At 65.9% G+C, this 19030-nt stretch carries 14 protein-coding genes; 6 read left to right on the top strand and 8 right to left on the bottom strand.

Annotated features, from left to right (window positions below; genetic code table 11):
• Positions 1–119: 119 nt before the first annotated feature.
• Both AZKH_RS09940 and AZKH_RS09945 read left to right on the top strand, forming a co-directional pair.
• A complete protein-coding gene (locus AZKH_RS09940) occupies positions 120–1517 on the top strand; it encodes a GntP family permease (RefSeq protein ID WP_015435637.1) in 1398 nt (465 codons plus the stop codon).
• A gap of 11 nt (positions 1518–1528) precedes the next feature.
• Positions 1529–3184, top strand: coding sequence for an acyl CoA:acetate/3-ketoacid CoA transferase (locus tag AZKH_RS09945; RefSeq protein WP_015435638.1), 1656 nt, complete (start codon positions 1529–1531; stop codon positions 3182–3184).
• A gap of 18 nt (positions 3185–3202) precedes the next feature.
• Here AZKH_RS09945 and AZKH_RS09950 read toward each other — a convergent pair whose 3' ends face one another.
• The 4 genes from AZKH_RS09950 to prfB form a co-directional block, all read right to left on the bottom strand.
• Positions 3203–5992 carry an AAA family ATPase gene (locus AZKH_RS09950; protein ID WP_015435639.1) on the bottom strand — a complete coding sequence of 930 codons (2790 nt, stop codon included), beginning with the start codon at positions 5990–5992 and terminating at the stop codon, positions 3203–3205.
• Positions 5992–6699: a hypothetical protein gene (locus AZKH_RS09955; RefSeq protein ID WP_015435640.1), complete on the bottom strand. Its 708-nt coding sequence runs from the start codon at positions 6697–6699 to the stop codon at positions 5992–5994. Before AZKH_RS09955 ends, AZKH_RS09950 begins: the two co-directional genes overlap by 1 nt.
• Entirely contained in the window at positions 6699–8033 is a 1335-nt protein-coding gene (locus AZKH_RS09960; protein ID WP_015435641.1) for a hypothetical protein, read from the bottom strand. Before AZKH_RS09960 ends, AZKH_RS09955 begins: the two co-directional genes overlap by 1 nt.
• Positions 8034–8064: 31 nt before the next feature.
• Positions 8065–9169 (bottom strand): peptide chain release factor 2 gene (gene prfB, locus AZKH_RS09965; protein WP_156822215.1). Its coding sequence is split into 2 segments (ribosomal slippage): positions 8065–9087 and positions 9089–9169, totalling 1104 coding nucleotides; the frame shifts between segments, so codons are not numbered across the junction.
• Positions 9170–9347: 178 nt separating this feature from the next.
• Here prfB and nosP point away from each other — a divergent pair.
• Together nosP and AZKH_RS09975 are read left to right on the top strand one after the other, a co-directional pair.
• Entirely contained in the window at positions 9348–10496 is a 1149-nt protein-coding gene (gene nosP, locus AZKH_RS09970; RefSeq protein ID WP_041656056.1) for a nitric oxide-sensing protein NosP, read from the top strand.
• Positions 10486–11634, top strand: coding sequence for a histidine kinase (locus tag AZKH_RS09975; protein WP_015435644.1), 1149 nt, complete (start codon positions 10486–10488; stop codon positions 11632–11634). Before nosP ends, AZKH_RS09975 begins: the two co-directional genes overlap by 11 nt.
• Before the next feature lie 24 nt (positions 11635–11658).
• On the opposite strand, the gene recJ is transcribed toward AZKH_RS09975, so the two are convergent.
• The 4 genes from recJ to AZKH_RS09995 all read right to left on the bottom strand — a co-directional run bounded on the left by recJ (position 11659) and on the right by AZKH_RS09995 (position 16774).
• Complete coding sequence (gene recJ, locus AZKH_RS09980; RefSeq protein WP_015435645.1) at positions 11659–13350, bottom strand: single-stranded-DNA-specific exonuclease RecJ; 1692 nt, start codon at positions 13348–13350, stop codon at positions 11659–11661.
• Positions 13347–14438, bottom strand: coding sequence for a hypothetical protein (locus AZKH_RS09985; protein ID WP_015435646.1), 1092 nt, complete (start codon positions 14436–14438; stop codon positions 13347–13349). The genes recJ and AZKH_RS09985 overlap by 4 nt, the downstream gene beginning before the upstream one ends.
• A 109-nt stretch (positions 14439–14547) precedes the next feature.
• Entirely contained in the window at positions 14548–15015 is a 468-nt protein-coding gene (locus AZKH_RS09990; protein WP_015435647.1) for a universal stress protein, read from the bottom strand.
• 88 nt (positions 15016–15103) lie between these two features.
• Positions 15104–16774, bottom strand: coding sequence for an L-lactate permease (locus AZKH_RS09995; RefSeq protein WP_015435648.1), 1671 nt, complete (start codon positions 16772–16774; stop codon positions 15104–15106).
• Positions 16775–17073: 299 nt separating this feature from the next.
• On the opposite strand from AZKH_RS09995, the gene AZKH_RS10000 reads away from it, so the two are divergent.
• Positions 17074–18327, top strand: a complete 1254-nt coding sequence (locus AZKH_RS10000; protein WP_041656057.1) for a lipoprotein-releasing ABC transporter permease subunit — start codon at positions 17074–17076, stop codon at positions 18325–18327.
• Positions 18320–19006 carry a lipoprotein-releasing ABC transporter ATP-binding protein LolD gene (gene lolD, locus AZKH_RS10005; protein WP_015435650.1) on the top strand — a complete coding sequence of 229 codons (687 nt, stop codon included), beginning with the start codon at positions 18320–18322 and terminating at the stop codon, positions 19004–19006. The genes AZKH_RS10000 and lolD overlap by 8 nt, the downstream gene beginning before the upstream one ends.
• Positions 19007–19030: the final 24 nt, after the last annotated feature.

The raw sequence follows: 19030 nt of genomic DNA on the forward strand, positions 1-19030 counted from the left end.
CAATCGGCGATGACAATGAGTCATAAGGCGGTTTTTTCCTATTATTCAGTGATTTGATATCACTGGCACGCTCCCTGCGATGTGTCTCCCGCTGCACCACCCATAAAGGAGACAAATTCATGGACTTCCTCATCGTCCTGGGAGCTCTGTGCTTCCTGATGTTCGTCGCGTACCGCGGCTATAGCGTCATCCTCTTCGCACCGGTAGCCGCCCTCGGCGCCGTGCTGCTCACCGATCCCGCACTGGTTCCGCCGATGTTCACGGGCCTCTTCATGGACAAGATGGTGGGCTTCGTGAAGCTCTACTTTCCGGTCTTCCTGCTCGGGGCGGTATTCGGCAAGGTGATCGAGCTGTCCGGCTTCTCGAAAGCCATCGTCAGCTCGGTGATCCGGATGGTCGGTGCGGAGCGGGCGATGCTGTCCATCGTGCTGGTCTGCGCGATCCTGACCTACGGCGGCGTGTCGCTGTTCGTTGTCGTGTTCGCCGTCTATCCCTTCGCCGCCGAGATGTTCCGTCAGAGCGGGATCCCGAAGCGCCTGATTCCGGGCACGATTGCCTTGGGCGCATTCACCTTCACGATGGATTCCTTGCCCGGCACGCCGCAGATCCAGAACATCATTCCGACCACCTTCTTCAAGACCGACACCTGGGCCGCGCCCTGGCTGGGGGTGACCGGTGCGGTGTTCATCTTGGCGACCGGCCTCGCCTACCTGGAATGGCAGCGTCGCAAGGCGCTGGCCAGTAACGAGGGGTATGGCACCAACCTCGTGAATGAGCCGGAGCCCTTCGATCACGAGAAGCTGGCGCACCCGGCGATCGCGATCCTGCCGCTGGTGATGGTGGGCGTCATGAACAAGCTCTTCACCCTCGCGATTCCCGAGTTTTACGGCAGCTCGCATTCCTTCGTGCCGGCCGTGATCGGCAAGGCAGCGCCCGTGGTGCAGGAGGTGTCCAAGGTTGCTGCAATTTGGGCGGTGGAGGGGGCGCTGCTGGTGGGCATCCTCACGGTCATGGCCTTCGCCTGGAAGACCGTCGTGCCGCGATTTGCGGACGGATCGAAGTCGGCCATCGCAGGCTCGCTGCTGGCGGCGATGAACACGGCTTCCGAGTATGGCTTCGGCGCGATCATCGCGGCACTCACCGGTTTCCTGGTCGTCGCCAGGGCGCTCGGCTCCGTTCCCAATCCGCTCGTCAATGAAGCGATCACGGTAACATCGCTGGCCGGCATCACGGGTTCGGCTTCCGGCGGCATGAGCATCGCGCTGGCGGCCATGGCGGAGACCTTCATCAGCAACGCTCACGCCGCCGGGATTCCGCTCGAAGTGCTGCATCGCGTGGCCGCGATGGCGAGTGGCGGCATGGACACGCTGCCGCACAACGGCGCGGTCATCACGCTGCTGGCGGTGACCGGCCTCACGCACAAGGTGGCTTACAAGGACATCTTCGCCATCACGGTGATCAAGACCCTGGCGGTGTTCGTCGTCATCACGACCTTCTATCTGACGGGCATCGTCTGAGGAGACTGAACATGGCTGACAGCGGCAAGGTGATGTCCGCACGGGATGCGGTGGGTCTGATTCGCGACGGCGACACGGTCGCGACCGGCGGCTTCGTCGGTATCGGATTTCCCGAAAATATCGCGGTCGCGTTGGAAGAACGCTTCCGCCAACGCGAAGAGGTAGGGCAAGGAGGGCGCAGCGGACCGCGAAACCTGACGCTCGTCTATGCCGCCGGCCAGGGGGACGGCAAGGAGCGCGGGCTCAATCACCTGGGGCATGAAGGATTGGTGCGGCGGGTGATCGGCGGGCACTGGGGCCTGGTGCCCAAGCTGCAGCAGCTCGCGGTGGCCAACCGCATCGAGGCCTGGAATCTGCCGCAGGGGGTGATCAGCCACCTGTTCCGCGACATCGCTGCCGGCAAGCCGGGCACGCTGACGCACGTCGGTTTGGGCACCTTCGTCGATCCGCGCTTCGGCGGCGGAAAGCTCAACGCGCGCACGACCGACGATCTGGTCCGGCTGATGGAAATCGACGGCGAGGAATACCTGTTCTACAAGGCCTTCCCGATCGACGTCGGCATCATTCGCGGCACAACCGCCGACCCGGACGGCAACATCACGATGGAGAAGGAGGCGCTTACGCTGGAGGCGCGCGCGATTGCGATGGCGGCGAGGAACTCCGGGGGAATCGTCATCGCGCAGGTGGAACGACTCGCCGAGCGCGGCTCGCTGAATGCGCGTCAGGTGCAGATCCCCGGATTGCTCGTCGATTGCGTGGTCGTCTCGGAGAAGCCGGAGTACCACATGCAGACCTTCATCGAGCCCTACAATCCGGCCTATTCGGGCGAGGTCCGTGTGCCGATGTCCGTCGTCGCGCCGATGCCGATGAGCGAACGCAAGGTCATCGCGCGCCGCGCTGCCATGGAACTGAGGGCCGACGCCGTGGTGAACCTGGGGATCGGCATGCCGGAAGGCATCGCCAGCGTGGCGGCCGAGGAGCGCGTCATCGATCTCGTGACCCTCACCGCGGAACCGGGAGTGATCGGAGGCATTCCCGCGGGCGGCCTGAACTTCGGAGCGGCCATCAATACCCAGGCCGTCATCGACCAACCCAGCCAGTTCGATTTCTACGACGGCGGAGGGCTGGATATCGCCTTCCTGGGGCTCGCACAGGCCGATCGGCAGGGCAATCTCAACGTCTCCAAGTTCGGTCCGCGTCTCGCCGGTGCCGGCGGGTTCATCAACATCTCGCAGAATGCGAAGAAGGTGGTCTTCGTCGGCACTTTCACGGCCGGTGAGCTGGAGGTGGTCGTCGGCGAAGGCCAGCTGCAGATCCTCAGGGACGGCCAGGCGCGCAAGTTCGTGACGGAGGTGGAGCACCGCACCTTCAGCGGCCGACAGGCCCTCAAGCGTGGGAAGACGGTGCTTTATATCACCGAGCGCTGCGTCTTCCGGCTCGGCGAGGATGGCCTTGAGCTCACCGAGATCGCCCCCGGTGTCGACCTCGAGCGGGACATCCTCGACAAGATGGATTTTCGGCCCATCGTGCGCGGAAAGCCGCGGCTCATGGACGCCCGCCTGTTCCAGGGCGAGCCGATGGCGCTGCGTGGCGAGATGTTGGAACTGCCATCGGCCCGGCGTCTCGAACGGACGCCGCGAGCGGCAGCGTCCGTTCGAATGGCGTGAGGGTAGCTGGCGCGATGGTCAGATCGCGCGCGCCAGCACGCCGATCGTCGGAGCCCAGTCGTCGCCCGGCTTCTTCTTGCGCGTCACGAGCGTGAGCTGGGCCGGCGCGAAGACGTTGGCGTTGTGGGTGACCGGCGTCGTGATCAGGTACTGGGCGCGGGTCGCACGCAGGAAGGTGCCGACGCGGTCGATGTTGGCGACGTCGAGGTGCGCGAAGGGTTCGTCGATGAAGACGAAGCCGCCGGGGCGGGCGTCGTCCATCAGTAGCGCGATCAGCAGGATCAGCGATTTCATCACCTGCTGGCCGCCCGAGGCTTCGCCGTCGTTGAGGCCCACCGCGCCCTTGCGGTCGAAGTCGAAGCGCACTTCGAGGCCGGCGTGGCCGAGCGAGAGGTCGTCCTCGCCGAGCGTCGGCGTCGGGCAATCGACGCTGACGTTGGCGAGGTCGGCCAGCGCCTTGAGGTTCTTCGCATACTGGCGCACGGTGGCGCGCAGCTTCGCGGCGTAGGCGGCGCGGGCCTCCTCGGTCAGGCGGCGGGCGGTGGCGCAGTAGCCCTGGCGGCCTTCGTAGTCCCGTTCGCGCTGCGTGACGTCGGCCTTGAGGCGTTCGGACAGCGTGAGCGCCGCGGGGTCGGTGACCCAGTCGCCTTCGTTGAGGCGGGCGCGCAGGCGATCGCGCTCGCGGCGCGCGGCGGCGGCGTTCTCGTAGCGTTCGGCGAGCAGCGCGATGTCCGTGGGGTTGCGCCAGTGGGCGGGCATGCCGCGTCGAAGCCGGCGCAGGCGCTGGATGCGTTCGGCCTGGGTGCGGCGGCGCGGCGCGGTGTCGCGTTCGAGTTCGCCGAGGCGGGTTTCGAGGGCGCGCAGCTCGCGATTGCGGCGGTCGACCTCGATGTCGATGCCGGAAAGCTTGCCATTGAGCTGGTCGAGTGCGGATTTGGCTTCGACGCGTTCGGCGATTGCGGCGGTCAGCGCCGCGCGGGCTGCGGGCAGAGCTTCTTCGGCTTCAGCATAGGCCTGGGCCTTCGCGGCCAGCAGCTGGGCGGACTGAAGGCCGAGCAGACGTTGGCGCAGGCCGGTCAGGCGCTCCGCGGCATCGGCAGCCTTTGGACGCAGGGCGTGGAGCTGCTTGTCGAGCGCGAGGATGTCGGCTTCGAGCTGCTCGATCCGGGCCTGCCGGGCGAGCTCGCCGAAATGGAATTCGGTCGGGCGGCCGAGGTGGCGCGCGCCGCGCCGCTCGCGGTGGTAACCGTCGCGCGTGATCCATTCCTGTTCGCGGGGCAGGTCGCGGGCGGATTCGACGCTGTCTACGCGGCGGATGCGGTTGAGCAGGTCAGAAAGCCAGCGCGGAACGGGCGCCGAGAATCGGACGACCTCGGCGAGGCTGCGCAGCGTCGCGGGTGGCGCTTCCTCGCGCTCGGGGACGACGAAGTGGCGGAAGCGCTCGCGTTCGCCGAGCGCCCAGGCGGCGTGGCGGTCGGATTCGCGTTCGAGCAGGATCACGTTGCGGTACGGGCGTAGCACGGCTTCGAGCGCGGCCTGCCAGGTCGTGTCGGTGACCTCGACGATCTCGGCGAGCCCGCGGTGTGCGATGCCTTGATCGTCGAGCAGGGAGCGGAAGCGGGCGACTTCGGGATCGCTCGGCGGGCCGCTGCGCGAGCGGGCGTTGCGCAGCGTTTGGGACTTCTCCTCGAACTGGGCAACGAGTTCGCGCTCGCGCTTGCGCAGTTCGAGCAGCTTGGATTCGGCCGCTTCGTGTTCGCGTTCGAGTTCCACCGCGTCCGCGCCGTGCTCCGCAGCGAGTTGCGCGCGCAGCGCGTCGCGCTCGGCGATCAGCTTCTCGGCGTCGCGCACTTCGTCGTGGGTGGCGATGTGCGTGGCCTCGGCGTCGTCCATCGCGGCGCGCAGCCGGCGTCGATGCGCTTCGGCTTCGAGCTTCTCGGCCTGGACTTCCTCGATCCGCTGGCGGGCCGCACGGCGCTCGGCCTGGCGTTCGACGCGTTCCTCGCCCTGGCGTGAAAGTTCGATCCGCTCGGCCGCGATGTCGCGCGCGAGTTCGGACACTTCGAGGCGCGGGATGACCTCGGCGTCGAGAGCCTGGGCTTCGTCGCTGAGCTGCTTCCACTGCAGGTAGTTGTCGGCTTCGAGCCGACGTCCCTCGGCCTGGGCGCGCAGGCGGTCGAGGTCCAGCCCGAGATCTTCGAGTTCGTGCTCGGCGCTCTTTTGCTCCGCTCGGGCGGCCTCGTAGTTGTCGAGCACTTCCTTGTCGCCGAAGACGTCGAAGACGAGCTCCAGCAGGGCCTTCGGGGAGTACTCACACAGCTTGTCGGTGTCGCCCTGCTCGAGGGCGAGCACCTTGGCGATCGCCGGGGTCAGACCGCCCCACGCGAGGCGGTTCTGGTAGTCGCGCAGGCCGACCCAGTCTTCGCCGTGTTCGAGGACTTCGATCGGCTGGTCGCCGTCGAGGATCGTGTAGTCGCGCGTCCATTCGCCGCCCGCGCGGCGGATGCGGCAGGCGAGCGTGACCTCGTCGTGCAGGCAGGGGAAGAACGGCCGGCGGCCGCTCGCACCGGGCTGGTTCGCGACGACCGCCCGGATCCACGCGAAGCTGCGCTCGGCGCGGCGCACGTAGCGGCGGAAGTCGCGCTTGCCCGAGCAGCGCAGCGCGAACAGGGTGCGCAGCGCATCGAGCAGCGTCGTCTTGCCCGAGCCGTTGGGGCCGACGATGGTGATGATCTGCGCGTCGAGCGGCAGCGTGAAGCGGCGCCAGTAGTCCCAGTGGACGAGCTCGAGTCGTTTGATGTGGAACATCAGGCGTCCTCCTCGTCGAATTCGTCGTCGGCGAGCACGTCTGCCTGTTCGAAGGCGTTGCTCTCGGGGACTTGATGCCCGGCGCGGGACAGGACGTCGGAAAGCGTGCCGTGGATGATGCGATCGGCGAGCACGCGGTAGTCGAGGGCGACGTCGAGGAGCGGCCCTTCATTGACGATGCCGTTGCGGCGCTCGATGAAGCCGAGACGGGCGAGCTTGCCGAGCATGAAGTTCTTGACCTTGGTACGTCCGCCGAGGGCCGCACCGAAATCGGCGATCAGCGACGCTTCCGAGAGGCCGGCCGACACTGTCTCGCCATGCACGACGGGCTTTTCGGCGCCGAACATGTCGCCTTGGCCCTCGTCGGCGAGCTCGCGCCGGGTGACCTGGCGTTCGCGCTTCGGCAGCACGATGAGCGACCAGATCACGACGAGGAGCGCCACTTCGTCGCGGGTCAGGCCCGCGTTGCTCGCGGCGTATTCGCGACGCGCGCCGAAGACCGGCTCCATCATGTCCGGCGTCAGGGCGGCGGCGACATGCCCGGCGTAAGGGTTGTCCTGGAGTTGCAGGCCGACGGCGGCGAGGCGGTGGTCGAGTTCGACGCGGAAAGCTTCATCGACGAGCGCGCGACGCACCAGTCGGTCGTTGCGCGGCAGCCAGCGGTTCGCGAGCAGCCGCGCAGTCAGTGTCTTGAGTTCGTGTTCCATCAGGCGTCGGTGAGTGTCGGGTCGGCCGCGGTTGACGGTGCGGCGGAGGCGGCGAGCGCGGCTGTAGTGGGCGCCGGAGTGTGACGCGGAGCGATGCTGCCGTCGGACATCAGGGCGATCTCGTCCTCGTCGACTTCGACGAGGCGGTCGCCGAAGTGCACGTCGACCGGCAGGCGCATGAAATCGCCGATCGGGCCATCGGCCGGTCCCGCGGATTCGCCGTCGGCGAGGAGGGCGAGCAGGGACAGGCGATAGGCCGCATGCGCAAAGCCGCCGCCCGCGACGACGTATTGCAGCGGCACTTGCCGAGGCAGGGCGCCAATGCGCCGCGTGAAGTGCTGCAGCAGGGCGAGGTCGTCCTGCTCGGGCGCCTGGCTCACCGCCGCGGTGTCGGGCGGAGGCAGCTCGGCGTTTCCCTCATGTTCGCGGACTTCGTCGGAGAGCACCGCTTCGGCGCGGTCGAGCAGTTCGTGACCGCCGGCGAGGAGCGTCACGTTCGGCACGGTCGCGAGCGCATCCTCGGCGAAGCCGGCGAGTTGCTCGGCCGACAGGCCGCGCAGCCAGGCCGCGACGTCGGACGACGAGATGCCGGACGCGCCGAGCGTCACGCGCTGCGCCTCGATCTTGTTCAGCGCGCGCTGGAAGCCGGCGTCGACCCGCGCGAGGCGCGACTGTGCGAGGCCGATGCGCTGGGCGATGCGTGCGATCTCGAAGGGCACGTCGGGATCGGCGAGCAGGCCGTTGAGGATCTCGGTGCCGCGTGCGAGCCAGCGTTCGTTGGCGGAGAGACGACGGCGCGCGCCCTGGATGTGGAATTCCGAGCCGGAGGCGATCGCCTCCTCGAAATGCCAGGTGAGGTCGTTGAGCTTCGACAGCAGATGGCCGAGCGCTTCCGGCGTGATGCTGCCGACCGCCTGCAGGCCGGCGAGCTGGGCGGTGAGAAAGCCGAGTTCGGCGTCTTCCTCGGTCGAGAAGCGCAGCAGCATGGTGACCGCCGCGACCGCATTGCGTCCGATGTCGGACACGTAGTACAGGCCGTCCTCTGCGAAACTCAGCAGCGCGTTGTCGCGCAAGCGCTTGAGCACCGTTTCAAGCTTCACCGGGTCGAGATAGGTGAAGCGCGAGCGCAGCACGTCGGGCGACCATCGCGGCGATTCGGACTCCTGGCCGATTTCCCGCAGCACAAGCAGGCGCAGCAGGACTTCGGCTTCGGAGCCGCGGAACAGCGTGATGAAGGCGTCGATCAGCGGCCGGGCCGCGGCGAGTGTGGCCAGTTCGGGCACATCGTCCGCGGCCACGCCGGGGGCGAGAAAATCAGCGAGGTCGGGCGTCATGCAGGGTGATACGGGGCGCAGAGCTTGGCGCTCAGACGCCCTGCTTCAGGCTCGCAGCGATGAAGTCTTCGAGGTCGCCGTCAAGCACCGCCTGCGTGTTGCCGACTTCGTAGTTGGTGCGCAGATCCTTGATGCGCGACTGGTCGAGCACGTAGGAACGGATCTGGTGGCCCCAGCCGATGTCGCTCTTCGAGTCTTCCAGCTTCTGCTGCTCCGCCTGGCGCTTGCGCAGCTCCAGTTCGTACAAGCGCGCCTTCAGCATCGACATCGCCTCGGCCTTGTTCTTGTGCTGCGAACGGTCGTTCTGGCACTGCACGACGACACCGGTCGGCTCGTGCGTGATACGCACCGCGGAGTCGGTCTTGTTGATGTGCTGGCCGCCCGCGCCGGACGCGCGGTAGGTGTCGATGCGCAGGTCCGCCGGGTTGATGTCGATCTCAATCGAGTCGTCGACCTCCGGGTAGACAAACACTGACGAGAAGCTCGTGTGGCGCCGTGCGTTGGAGTCGAACGGGCTCTTGCGCACGAGGCGGTGGATGCCCGTCTCGGTGCGCAGGAAGCCGTAGGCGTATTCGCCGCCGACCTTGATCGTCGCACTCTTGATGCCCGCGACTTCGCCTTCCGACTCTTCCATCAGTTCGACGTTGAAGCCCTTGCGCTCGCAGTAGCGAAGGTACATCCGTTCGAGCATGCCCGCCCAATCCTGCGCCTCGGTGCCGCCGGCGCCGGCCTGGATTTCGATGAAGCAGGAGTTCGGGTCCATCGGATTCGAAAACATCCGGCGGAATTCGAGCATGTGGACCTTGGCTTCGAGGGGCGCGAGGTCGCCTTCAACTGCGGACAGCGTGTCCTCGTCATCCTCGGCCTGCGCCAGATCGAACAGGTCCTTCAGGTCGACCGACATCTGTTCGATGTCGCGCAGGTTGACGACCACGTTCTCGAGTTGACGCTTTTCCTTGCCGAGTTCCTGGGCCTTTTCGGCGTTGTTCCAGACCGCCGGGTCTTCCAGTGCGCGCGTTACCTCTTCGAGCTTCGACGATTTCTCGTCGTAGTCAAAGATACCTCCGAAGTTCGCGACCCCGGGCTTGGAGGTCGTCGAGTTTCTGGGCAATGGCGTTGATGCGTTCGGCTTCCATCATGAGGCTCCGGCGAATTCTTCTCGGGAAACCGGTCATTATACCCGGCACGGCGATCGAAAGCGGCGGTTCTCGACCCCGATTACCTTTGTAGGTCCGGACTGCACTTCGATACGCAGTTAGTGATAATCTCATCCGTTACAGATGCGAACGGGTCTTGTCACTCAAGGGATCAGCCATGAGCCAGATACGTAGAGCGCACTCCAGCGCGCCCGATGCCCGGACGGCAGTGCGCGAGCTTCACCGGGACTTGCTTCAGTCCGACACCGAACTTGTCCTGTTCTTCTGTTCCAGTTCCTACGACCTCGACGAGCTCGCCGATGAGATCAATCGCCTCTTCGGCAAGGTGACGGTCGTCGGATGTACGACGGCCGGCGAGATCGGGCCGCTCGGCTACCGGGACCGTTCCCTGTCGGGCGTAAGTTTCCCGGCCGGCACGTGTACCGCGGTCACAGCCGGCCTCGACGAACTGAAGGATTTCTCGATTGCCCGCGGCAAAGGGATCGCCCAGTCGCTACTGCAACGCCTGGAACAACGTGCGCCAGGCGCAGGGGTCGGCAACAGCTTCGGCTTCCTGCTGATCGACGGGCTGTCGATCCGTGAAGAGCCCGTTACGAGGACGCTGCAGGCGGCGCTGGGAGACATTCCGCTGTTCGGCGGTTCCGCCGGCGACGATCTGAAGTTCGAGCGGACCTGCGTCTTCCATGACGGGCGTTTTTCCTCCGACAGCGCGGTACTGGTCCTGGTCTCGACCAGCCTGCCTTTCCGGACTTTCAAGACCCAACATTTCGTGTCGCTCGACGAACGCCTGGTCGTGACCGAGGCCGATGCCGACCGCCGCGTGGTACGCGAGATCAACGGTCTGCCTGCCGCCGAAGAGTACGCCCGGCTGATCGGCGTGAACCCCGACCAGCTGGATCCGGCGCACTTCGCCGCATCGCCGGTCGTGGTGGTGATCGATGGCACCGACTACGTACGCTCGATCCAGCGAGCGGATGCGGACGGAAGCCTGACCTTCTATTGCGCGATCGACGAAGGGCTCGTCCTGCGCGTCGCCCGCGGCACCGGTCTGGTGTCCAACCTCGAGAAGACGCTGCAGGACTTGAAGGAAGAGATCGGTCCGCCCCAACTGCTGCTCACCTGCGATTGCATCCTGCGCAATCTCGAAATTTCCCAGGACGGGAGCAAAGCCGCCGTCGAGAGTCTCCTGGCGCTGAACAACGCGGTCGGTTTCAGCACCTATGGCGAGCAATATGGCGGGGTGCATGTGAACCAGACACTGACCGGCATCGCGATAGGCAGCGACGAGCGGCAACATGGCGAGTGAAGCGAGGGCCGAGCAGGGCGATGAAGAAGCCAGGCTGCGGGCCGAGATCGTAAGGCTGAACAAGATGGTGACGGCCTTGATGAACCGGGCCGAGCGCAGCACCAGCATGCAGGGGTCGGCGTTCAGTCTTTTCCAGACTGCCGTCACCCTCGAGGAGCAGGTTCGCGAGCGCACGCGGGACCTGGAAACGGCGGTGCGGGAAAACGAGAAGATCAATCGTGCGCTGCACTCGGCACGCGAAGCGATGGAGCGCGAAATCGACGAGCGCCGGCGCGCGCAGGAGGCACTCGAGATCGAGAGGGAGGAGCAGCGCATCCTCATCGCCAAGCTGGAAGAGGCGCACAATCAGCTGCTGCAGTCGGAGAAGCTCGCATCGATCGGACAACTCGCGGCGGGGGTCGCGCACGAGATCAACAATCCGATCGGCTTCGTGAATTCGAATCTTTCCACCTTGGCGAAGTACGTCGAGTCGCTGCTTTCGCTGATCGGCGTGTATGAAGAGAGCGAGCACCTGCTCGCCGATGGGGCCGAAGCGCGAGGCCGGATCGTGGCGGCGAAGGAGGCTGCGGATCTCGACTTCATGCGTGACGATGTGCGGCAACTGATTACCGAGTCGATCGAGGGTGCAAGCCGCGTCCGGCGCATCGTGCAGGACTTGCGCGATTTCTCGCGAATCGATAGCACGGAGTGGCAGATGTTCGATCTGCGGGCCGGAATCGAGAGCACGCTCAACGTCGCGGCCAATGAGATCAAGTACAAGGCGTCAGTGGTGCGTGACTACGGGGAGGTGCCGCCCGTCGAATGCATTGCGGCGCAGATCAATCAGGTGTTCCTCAACCTGCTCGTGAATGCGGCGCAGGCGATCAAGGGGCGAGGGACGATCACCGTCAGGACCGGTTGTGACGGCAATGAGGTATGGGCGGCGATTGCCGACGATGGGTCGGGCATCCCGCCGGAAGTCCTGCCCAAGATCTTCGATCCCTTCTTTACCACGAAGCCAGTGGGGGCGGGGACGGGGCTGGGGCTGTCGGTGTCCTATGGCATCGTGCAGAAGCACGGCGGACACATCGATGTCGATAGCCACCCCGGCGAGGGAACGACCTTCACCGTGCGGCTTCCGCTGCGCCGGGCTGCGTGACGCAGCCCGGGCGCCGGTCAAGGCTCACGCGCCTTCGAAGTATTCGAGCATCAGCTGCAGGCTGGTGATGCCGTTGTACTCGTTCGGCGCAAGCCGGTAGGCGGCCCGGATCTGCGGCGGGGCGCCGTCGGCGAAATTGAAGCGCACGGCGTCGAAGCGGACGTTGTTCTTCGAAAGCTGCAGCTTCAGGTGCTTGTCCTTCATCAGCCGCTGGTTGTCGACGCGGAATACGTCGTCGAACACGGGCGCGGCGAAGCCTTGACCCCAGATGTCCTGCTCGATCAGGCGCGCCGATTCGAGGCTCATGTAGCCCGCTTCGAGAGGGCCGTCGGTGTCCAGGGTGCGCGTCAGATCCGAGGGCGAGACGAGGGACTGCACCGCATCCTCGAACACGGCCTGGAAGCGGCTGTACTCGCTTTCGCGAATCGTGAGGCCGGCCGCCATCGCGTGGCCGCCGAAGCGCAGGATGAGTTCGGGGTGTTGCTTGCTCACGAGGTCGAGCGCATCGCGCAGGTGCAGGTTCGGGATCGAGCGGCCGGACCCCTTCAGCTCGCCTTCGTCGCCCCGCGCGAAAGCGATCACCGGGCGATGCAGCTTTTCCTTGATGCGTCCGGCGACGATCCCGATCACGCCCTGGTGCCAGTCCGGCTCGAACAGGCTCACGGTGGCCGTGTTGCCGGGATCGAATCCGGCGAGCCGCGCGAGTGCGCCTTCCTGCATGTCCTGTTCGATGTTGCGGCGCTCGCGATTGAGCTTGTCGAGTTCCTGCGCGATGTTCAGCGCGCGGCCTATGTCGTCGGTGACGAGGCACTCGATGCCGAGGCTCATGTCCGAGAGGCGCCCAGCAGCGTTGAGGCGCGGGCCGAGGCCGAAGCCCATGTCGAAGGTGCTCGCGCGCGCCGCATCGCGGCTCGCAGCGGCGAAGAGCGCGCGGATACCGGGTTGCATCCGGCCCGCGCGCATGCGGGCAAGGCCCTGGGACACGAGGATGCGGTTGTTGTGGTCCAGCCGGACGACGTCGGCGACGGTGCCGAGTGCGACCAGATCGAGCAATTCGCCGAGGTTCGGTTCCTTGCCACCGGCAAACGCGCCGCGGTCCCGCAGTTCGGCGCGCAGGGCCAGCATCGTGTAGAACATGACGCCGACGCCGGCGAGCGACTTGCTCGGGAAGTCGCAGCTCGGCTGGTTCGGATTCACGATCACGTCGGCGTCGGGCAGCGCGTCGCCGGGCAGGTGGTGGTCGGTGATCACGGTTGCCATGCCGTAGCTGCGCGCCGCTGCGACCCCTTCGACACTGGCAATGCCGTTGTCGACGGTGATCAGCACGTCCGGCTCCATGCGCGCGGCCAGTTCGACGATCGCCGGTGTCAGGCCGTAGCCGTATTCGAAGCGGTTGGGCACGAGGTAGCCGACGTCGGCGCCGAAGGCGCGCAACGCGCGGATGCCGACCGCACAGGCGGTGGCGCCGTCGCAGTCGTAGTCGGCGACGATCAGCATGCGTGCGCCCGCTTCGATGGCGTCGGCGAGCAGTTGCGCGGCTTCGCGTGTTCCCTTCAGTGCGTCGGGCGGAAGCAGGGCCTTGAGCCCGTAATCGAGCTCCTCGCGCCGAGTGATGCCGCGCGCCGCGTAGATCCGGGCGAGAAGCGGGTGTGTCCCGGTATCGATCAGCCGTTGCATGGCACGCGCCGGGATGGCGCGGGGTTGGATCTGCGTCATTGTTCGAATCTTCCGGACTCGGCGGCTTGCGGAGCATCGCCGGTTGGCGCTGGAGGCGGCGCCATTGTTTTCAGCAGCGCATCGAAGGCGTATGGCTTGCGCCAGAACTTCCAGCGGTCGCTGGCCTGGACGGCGAGTTCGAGTGTGCCTCGGTCACCGGGGGCGGTCAGCCGCAGGCTGCGCACGCGCCGAGTGCGAATTGCATCGGCGAGGGGGGCGAACCATTCCCGCTCGAGGGCGACCAGCGTGTTGCGCCAGCGATCGATATCGAGCTGCAAGGCGGGCTTGAGGAGCGAATCGATGATGACGACCGTCTCGTCCTTCAGCGCGGCCGTGCAGTCGGGGGCCGTGGGCTCGACGCCTGCGGCGCGGGCGAGGCCGCGGGTCAGGGGCTCGCGGGTCTGGACTGCCGTCGCCGGCCTCCTTGCCGATGCCGCGAGTTCGCCCGCACCCCACAGCCACAAGCTGTTCGCGGGTCGGCGACCGGCGCTTTCCCTTGCTTGATTCACCCGATGGTTGTGGAGCACGACCTGAATCTCGTTCATCGTGCGCTGCCAGAGGCGCGCGTCCTCGCCTTCGGGCAGGAAATGCTGGATGGGCCGGCCGACGACGTCGTGCAAGGGGTAGAGCCGTGCGCGCGTCGGGGCCGCGAGACGCAAGTACCAACGGGCCGGCGTGCAGGCTTCGAATTGGCCGATATCGGAGAAGGTCTCGTTCAGCGCGCCGATCAGTGCGGCGACTTCGTCCGGCGACAACTCGTCTTCCGGAAAATCGTTGAGCAGCAGGTGTTCGCGCGCGAAGGAGAGGTTGACCGGGTCCGCGCACAGCCAGTGGGAAGCGGCGGGTGGCGGGGCGGCGTCTTCGCCGAGACGACGGAGTGCCGCGAGCGGCAGCGGCGCGTCTTCTTCATTAGGGCTGGGATACCCGAGCAGACGGGCCAGTTGGCGGTCCAGCGGTTCGAAGGGCGCGACGTGGCGGTGGCCGAGGCCGAGCAGTCGAGCCAGGGCGGGCAACTGCAAACCGGAGGCCGGCCCGATGGCCGATGCGCCGGGCCAGATCAGGCCGGGGATGACGAGGTGAATCTGCATGGGGCGGCCGAAGAGAAGAGCGCGCCGAGTCTAGCACACGGTACTGTCAGGGGAAGGGTCCGCGGGCAGAGGAGAAAACGGGTGCAGTGTGCCCGCACCCGGGATGCGATTACTTGCCGCGCACCAGCACCAGCGAGGTCGTGGCAAGGCGCACGAGATCCTCGGCGACGTTGCCGACGAAGAGACGTGCAAAGCCGCGGCGGCCGTGCGTGCCGGCAACGATCACGTCGGCCTGCCAGGCGTTGGCGCCTTCGATGATCCATTCGGCGACGCGGCGGTGTGCGGTTTCGATCTGGCCATCCGCTTCGAGGAGCGCCGTGTCGGCCTGGACGCCGGCATCGGCGGCGGTCTTTGCGGCGGCTTCGAGCAGGGCCTTGCCCGCGTCGCGCATGGCTTTTTCCGCTTGCGAGACGTCGATCACGGCTTCGAGGCCGACGGCGTGGCGGATCGGGGCCTCGTCGGCGACGTGCACGATCCGGAGGGCGGCGCCGAGCGTCTTCGCCAGGGTGATCGCTTCGGCAAGTGCGGCGTTCGAGGTGGCGCTGTCGTCGACAGCAACGAGAATCCTCTTGTACATGATATTGCTCCGCTTGGAACTTCAATATTGGCTGATTCGATCGGGACCGCCTGCGATTTGACGTCGCACGCGGCCCCGGGTTTCGCGCTTAGGGCACCAGGGCCGTGAAGGGATAGACGTAGGCCTGGAGCGTCACGAGCAGGCCCACGAGGACCGCCAGCGCGATCGAGTGGAAGAACACGTAGCGCAGGATGTCGCCTTCGTGGCCGAACCAGCGGGTCGCGGTACTGGCGACGACGATCGACTGGGCGTCGATCATCTTGCCCATCACGCCACCGGAGCTGTTCGCCGCCGCCATCAGGATCGGATTGAGGCCGAGCTGCTGAGCGGTGACCTTCTGCAGGCCGCCGAAGAGCACGTTGGCCGCGGTGTCCGACCCGGTCAGCGCGACGCCGAGCCAACCGAGCAGGGTACCGAAGAGCGGATACAGCGAGCCGGTGTTGGCGAAGGCGAGGCCGAGGGTCGCATCGAGGCCCGAGTAGCGGGTCAGGTAGCCGAGGCCGAGCATGATGACAATCGTCAGCAGCGACAGCTTGACCAGCTTGATCGTGCGCCAGTAGATGCTGAACAGCTGACCCAGGTTGAACTTCATCAGCAGGCCGGCAATGATCGCGGCGATGAAGATGCCGCTACCGGTGGCCGACAGGTAGTTGAAGTTGTAGACCGCGGCTTCCTTGTGCGGCGCGGCGACGACCGGCGGAACCTTCTCGATCAGGTTGTGCAGGCCGGTGAAGGGGATCTTGACGATCGAAACATCGTCGAGCCACTTCTTGAAGTCCGGGACGCCCCAGATGAACACGAAGACGGTCAGGATGATCCACGGCAGCCAGGCGGCAAACACGGCACGGCCGTCGGGACGAGCGGTGGTGACGACAGGCTCGGCAGCCGGGACATCGGCAGCGGAGTCATCCTTCCGGCCCTTCAGTGCGGTGGAGGTCCACACCTGCTTCGGCTTCCAGACCTTAAGGAACAGGATCAGCGAAATCATCGACACGATCGCCGCAACGACGTCCACCAGCCAGGGACCGTGGTAGTTCGACACCAGGTACTGGGGAATCGCGAACGAAATGCCGGCAACGAAGATCGCGGGCCAGATCTGGATCATGCCGCGGAAGCCGGCGAAGGCCCAGATCAGCCAGAACGGTACCAGCAGCGAGAAGAACGGCAGCTGCCGGCCGATCATGCCCGAGAGCTGGCCGAGATCGAGGCCGGTCACGGCGGCGAGCGCGATCACCGGCGTGCCCAGCGCGCCGTAGGCGACCGGTGCGGTGTTGGCGATCAGCGCGAGACCCGAGGCGGCGAGCGGCGAGAAGCCGAGGCCGATCAGGATTGCGCCGGTCACGGCGACCGGGGTGCCGAAGCCGGCAGCGCCTTCGAAGAACGCGCCGAAGCTGAACGCGATCAACAGCAGCTGCAGGCGGCGGTCATCGGTGATGCCGGTGAGGCTTTGCTGGAGCACCTTGAACGATCCGTTCTCGGTCGTCAGCTGGTGCAGGAAGATGATGTTGAGCACGATCCAGCCGATCGGCAGCAGGCCGAACATCGCGCCGTACAGCGTCGCGTTGCCCGCCATCGAGGCCGGCATGCCGAACACGAAAATCGCGATCAGCAGCGCGCTGCCGAGGCCCAGCCCTGCGGCGATATGGGCCTTCATGTGCATGAAACCGAGACCGACCAGCATCACGACGACGGGAATCGACGCGACGGCGCTGGATAGCCAGATATTGTTGAACGGGTCGTACAGCTGTTGCCAAACCAAGGTGAAGCCCTCCCGGATGTGCTCGTATATCGGTATCGAAATGGCGCTACTTACGCGGGTCGTACGATAGGGAGGTGCCGATGTGGCCGCCAGACGGATTAACCCTGTTGCCGTAATCCCTGATTGCGCGAGATGAAATGAGTTGTCAGACAAGTGTGCAGTGAAGATATCGGGGACGTCGGACACTCCTCGTGGATCGGCTCCGATCACGGTCTGACACGTTTTCTCTCCCCAAGGACCGCCTTCCCCGGCACAATGCCGAACTTTGCGATCCGGGCCTTGCGGCTGTGCCGAGTGCGATGCGATACGAATTTCTGGTAGGACTGCGATACACCCGCTCGCGTAGGCGTGCGCAGGGAGGCAACCGTTTCATTTCCTTTATTTCACTGGTGTCGATGCTCGGCACCGGTCTCGGCGTCGCGGCCTTGATCGTCGTGCTGTCCGTGATGAACGGCTTCCAGGAAGAGCTGCGCACCCGCATTCTCGGGGTCGCTGCGCATATCCAGATTTCGGGCAACGACGGGGAACTGGAGGGGTGGCAACAGGTGGCAGACCAGGCGGTGCACCATCCGCTGGTACGGGCCGCGGCGCCCTACGTGCAGGAGCAGGGCATGCTGTCCTTCGACCAGGCCGTGCGTGGGACGATCGTGCGGGGGGTGCTTCCCGGGGCCGAGGAGCAGGTCGCCGATTTCGCACGGCATATGCGCATGGGCAGCCTGGAAGAGCTGAAGCCGGGCCGCTTCGGCATCGTGCTCGGGCGCGATCTTGCGTACGCCTTGCGCGCGAGGGTCGGCGACAAGGTGACGCTGATCGCACCGCAGGGCCTCGTCACGCCGGCCGCCGTGCTGCCGCGCGTGAAGCAGTTCGAGGTGGTCGGCATCTTCGAGGCGGGGATGTATGAATACGATTCGGGGCTCGCGCTGATCCACCTGCAGGATGCGCAGGTGCTCTACCGCATGGACGACCGCGTGAGCGGAGTGCGGCTCAAGCTCGACGATCTTTTCGCGGCGCCCCGGGTCGCGTCGGAAATTGCGCTGACGCTGGACGGCAACATGATGGTCAGCGACTGGACGCGCACGCACGCGAATTTCTTCCGGGCGGTCGCGATCGAGAAGACGATGATGACGGTGATCCTGTTCCTGATCGTCGCCGTCGCGGCATTCAATATTGTCTCCACGCTCGTGATGGCGGTGCAGGAAAAGCAGGCCGACATCGCGATCCTGCGCACGCTGGGCGCGAGTCCGCGTTCGATCATGACGGTGTTCGTGTTGCAGGGCGCAGTGATCGGACTTGTCGGTCTGCTCGGCGGCGTGGCGGGCGGCCTGCTGCTGGCGAATAACCTCGACGTCGTGATTCCCGTGTTGGAAAAAATCACCGGGGCGACGCTGTGGAACAGGGAGGTTTACTTCCTCAGTGAACTGCCGTCGAAAGTGCTGTGGTCTGACGTCGTGACCATCGTGTCGGTGTCCTTCGTCCTGACCCTCGTCGCGACGCTCTACCCGAGTTGGCGTGCGAGTCGTGTGAATCCCGCGGAGGCGCTGCGCTATGAGTGATCGGACGACTGAAATGGTGCTGAGCTGCAGCAATCTGTCGAAAACATTCCGCGAAGGCCCGGCGGCGGTCGATGTGCTGAAAGGCGTGTCCCTCCAGCTCGGGCGCGGGGAACGGGTGGCGATCGTCGGCGTCTCGGGTTCGGGTAAGAGCACGCTGCTGCACCTGCTGGGCGGCCTGGATGTACCGAGCTCCGGAAGCGTGCAGCTGATGGGGCGCGAATTCTCGACGATGTCGGATGCCGAACGTGGTCGTGCGCGCAACGAATCGCTGGGATTCGTCTATCAGTTCCACCATCTGCTGCCCGAATTCACGGCGCTGGAAAACGTCGCGATGCCGCTCTACATCCGTCGCATGGATCGGCGTGAAGCCGACGAGCGGGCGGCGGCGATGCTGCGCGAGGTGGGACTCGGGCACCGGCTCGACCACACGCCGGGAGAGCTTTCGGGCGGGGAGCGCCAGCGCGCGGCGATCGCGCGGGCGCTGGTGACGCAGCCGGCCTGCGTGCTCGCCGACGAGCCGACCGGCAACCTCGACCGCGCGACGGCCGAGGTGATTTTCGAGCTGATGCTGAGCCTGAACGAAAGGCTGTCGACGAGCTTCGTGATCGTCACGCACGACGAGACGCTTGCGCGCCGTGCCGAGCGCACGCTGCGCCTGGAAGACGGCAGCCTCGCGTAGTCGGCTTCGGCCAGAGGAATCGAT

The sequence above is a fragment of the Azoarcus sp. KH32C genome (assembly GCF_000349945.1).
Taxonomy (GTDB): domain Bacteria; phylum Pseudomonadota; class Gammaproteobacteria; order Burkholderiales; family Rhodocyclaceae; genus Aromatoleum.

What these genes read in the sequence shown, in the direction of transcription:
- AZKH_RS09940 (WP_015435637.1), top strand. Translation starts at nt 120, where the DNA reads ATGGACTTCCTCATCGTCCTGGGAGCTCTGTGCTTCCTGATGTTCGTC.
- recJ (WP_015435645.1), bottom strand. Translation starts at nt 13,350, where the DNA reads ATGACGCAGATCCAACCCCGCGCCATCCCGGCGCGTGCCATGCAACGG.
- AZKH_RS10000 (WP_041656057.1), top strand. Translation starts at nt 17,074, where the DNA reads ATGCGATACGAATTTCTGGTAGGACTGCGATACACCCGCTCGCGTAGG.
- lolD (WP_015435650.1), top strand. Translation starts at nt 18,320, where the DNA reads ATGAGTGATCGGACGACTGAAATGGTGCTGAGCTGCAGCAATCTGTCG.
- nosP (WP_041656056.1), top strand. Translation starts at nt 9,348, where the DNA reads ATGAGCCAGATACGTAGAGCGCACTCCAGCGCGCCCGATGCCCGGACG.
- AZKH_RS09990 (WP_015435647.1), bottom strand. Translation starts at nt 15,015, where the DNA reads ATGTACAAGAGGATTCTCGTTGCTGTCGACGACAGCGCCACCTCGAAC.
- AZKH_RS09975 (WP_015435644.1), top strand. Translation starts at nt 10,486, where the DNA reads ATGGCGAGTGAAGCGAGGGCCGAGCAGGGCGATGAAGAAGCCAGGCTG.
- AZKH_RS09985 (WP_015435646.1), bottom strand. Translation starts at nt 14,438, where the DNA reads ATGCAGATTCACCTCGTCATCCCCGGCCTGATCTGGCCCGGCGCATCG.
- AZKH_RS09955 (WP_015435640.1), bottom strand. Translation starts at nt 6,699, where the DNA reads ATGGAACACGAACTCAAGACACTGACTGCGCGGCTGCTCGCGAACCGC.
- AZKH_RS09950 (WP_015435639.1), bottom strand. Translation starts at nt 5,992, where the DNA reads ATGTTCCACATCAAACGACTCGAGCTCGTCCACTGGGACTACTGGCGC.
- AZKH_RS09960 (WP_015435641.1), bottom strand. Translation starts at nt 8,033, where the DNA reads ATGACGCCCGACCTCGCTGATTTTCTCGCCCCCGGCGTGGCCGCGGAC.
- AZKH_RS09945 (WP_015435638.1), top strand. Translation starts at nt 1,529, where the DNA reads ATGGCTGACAGCGGCAAGGTGATGTCCGCACGGGATGCGGTGGGTCTG.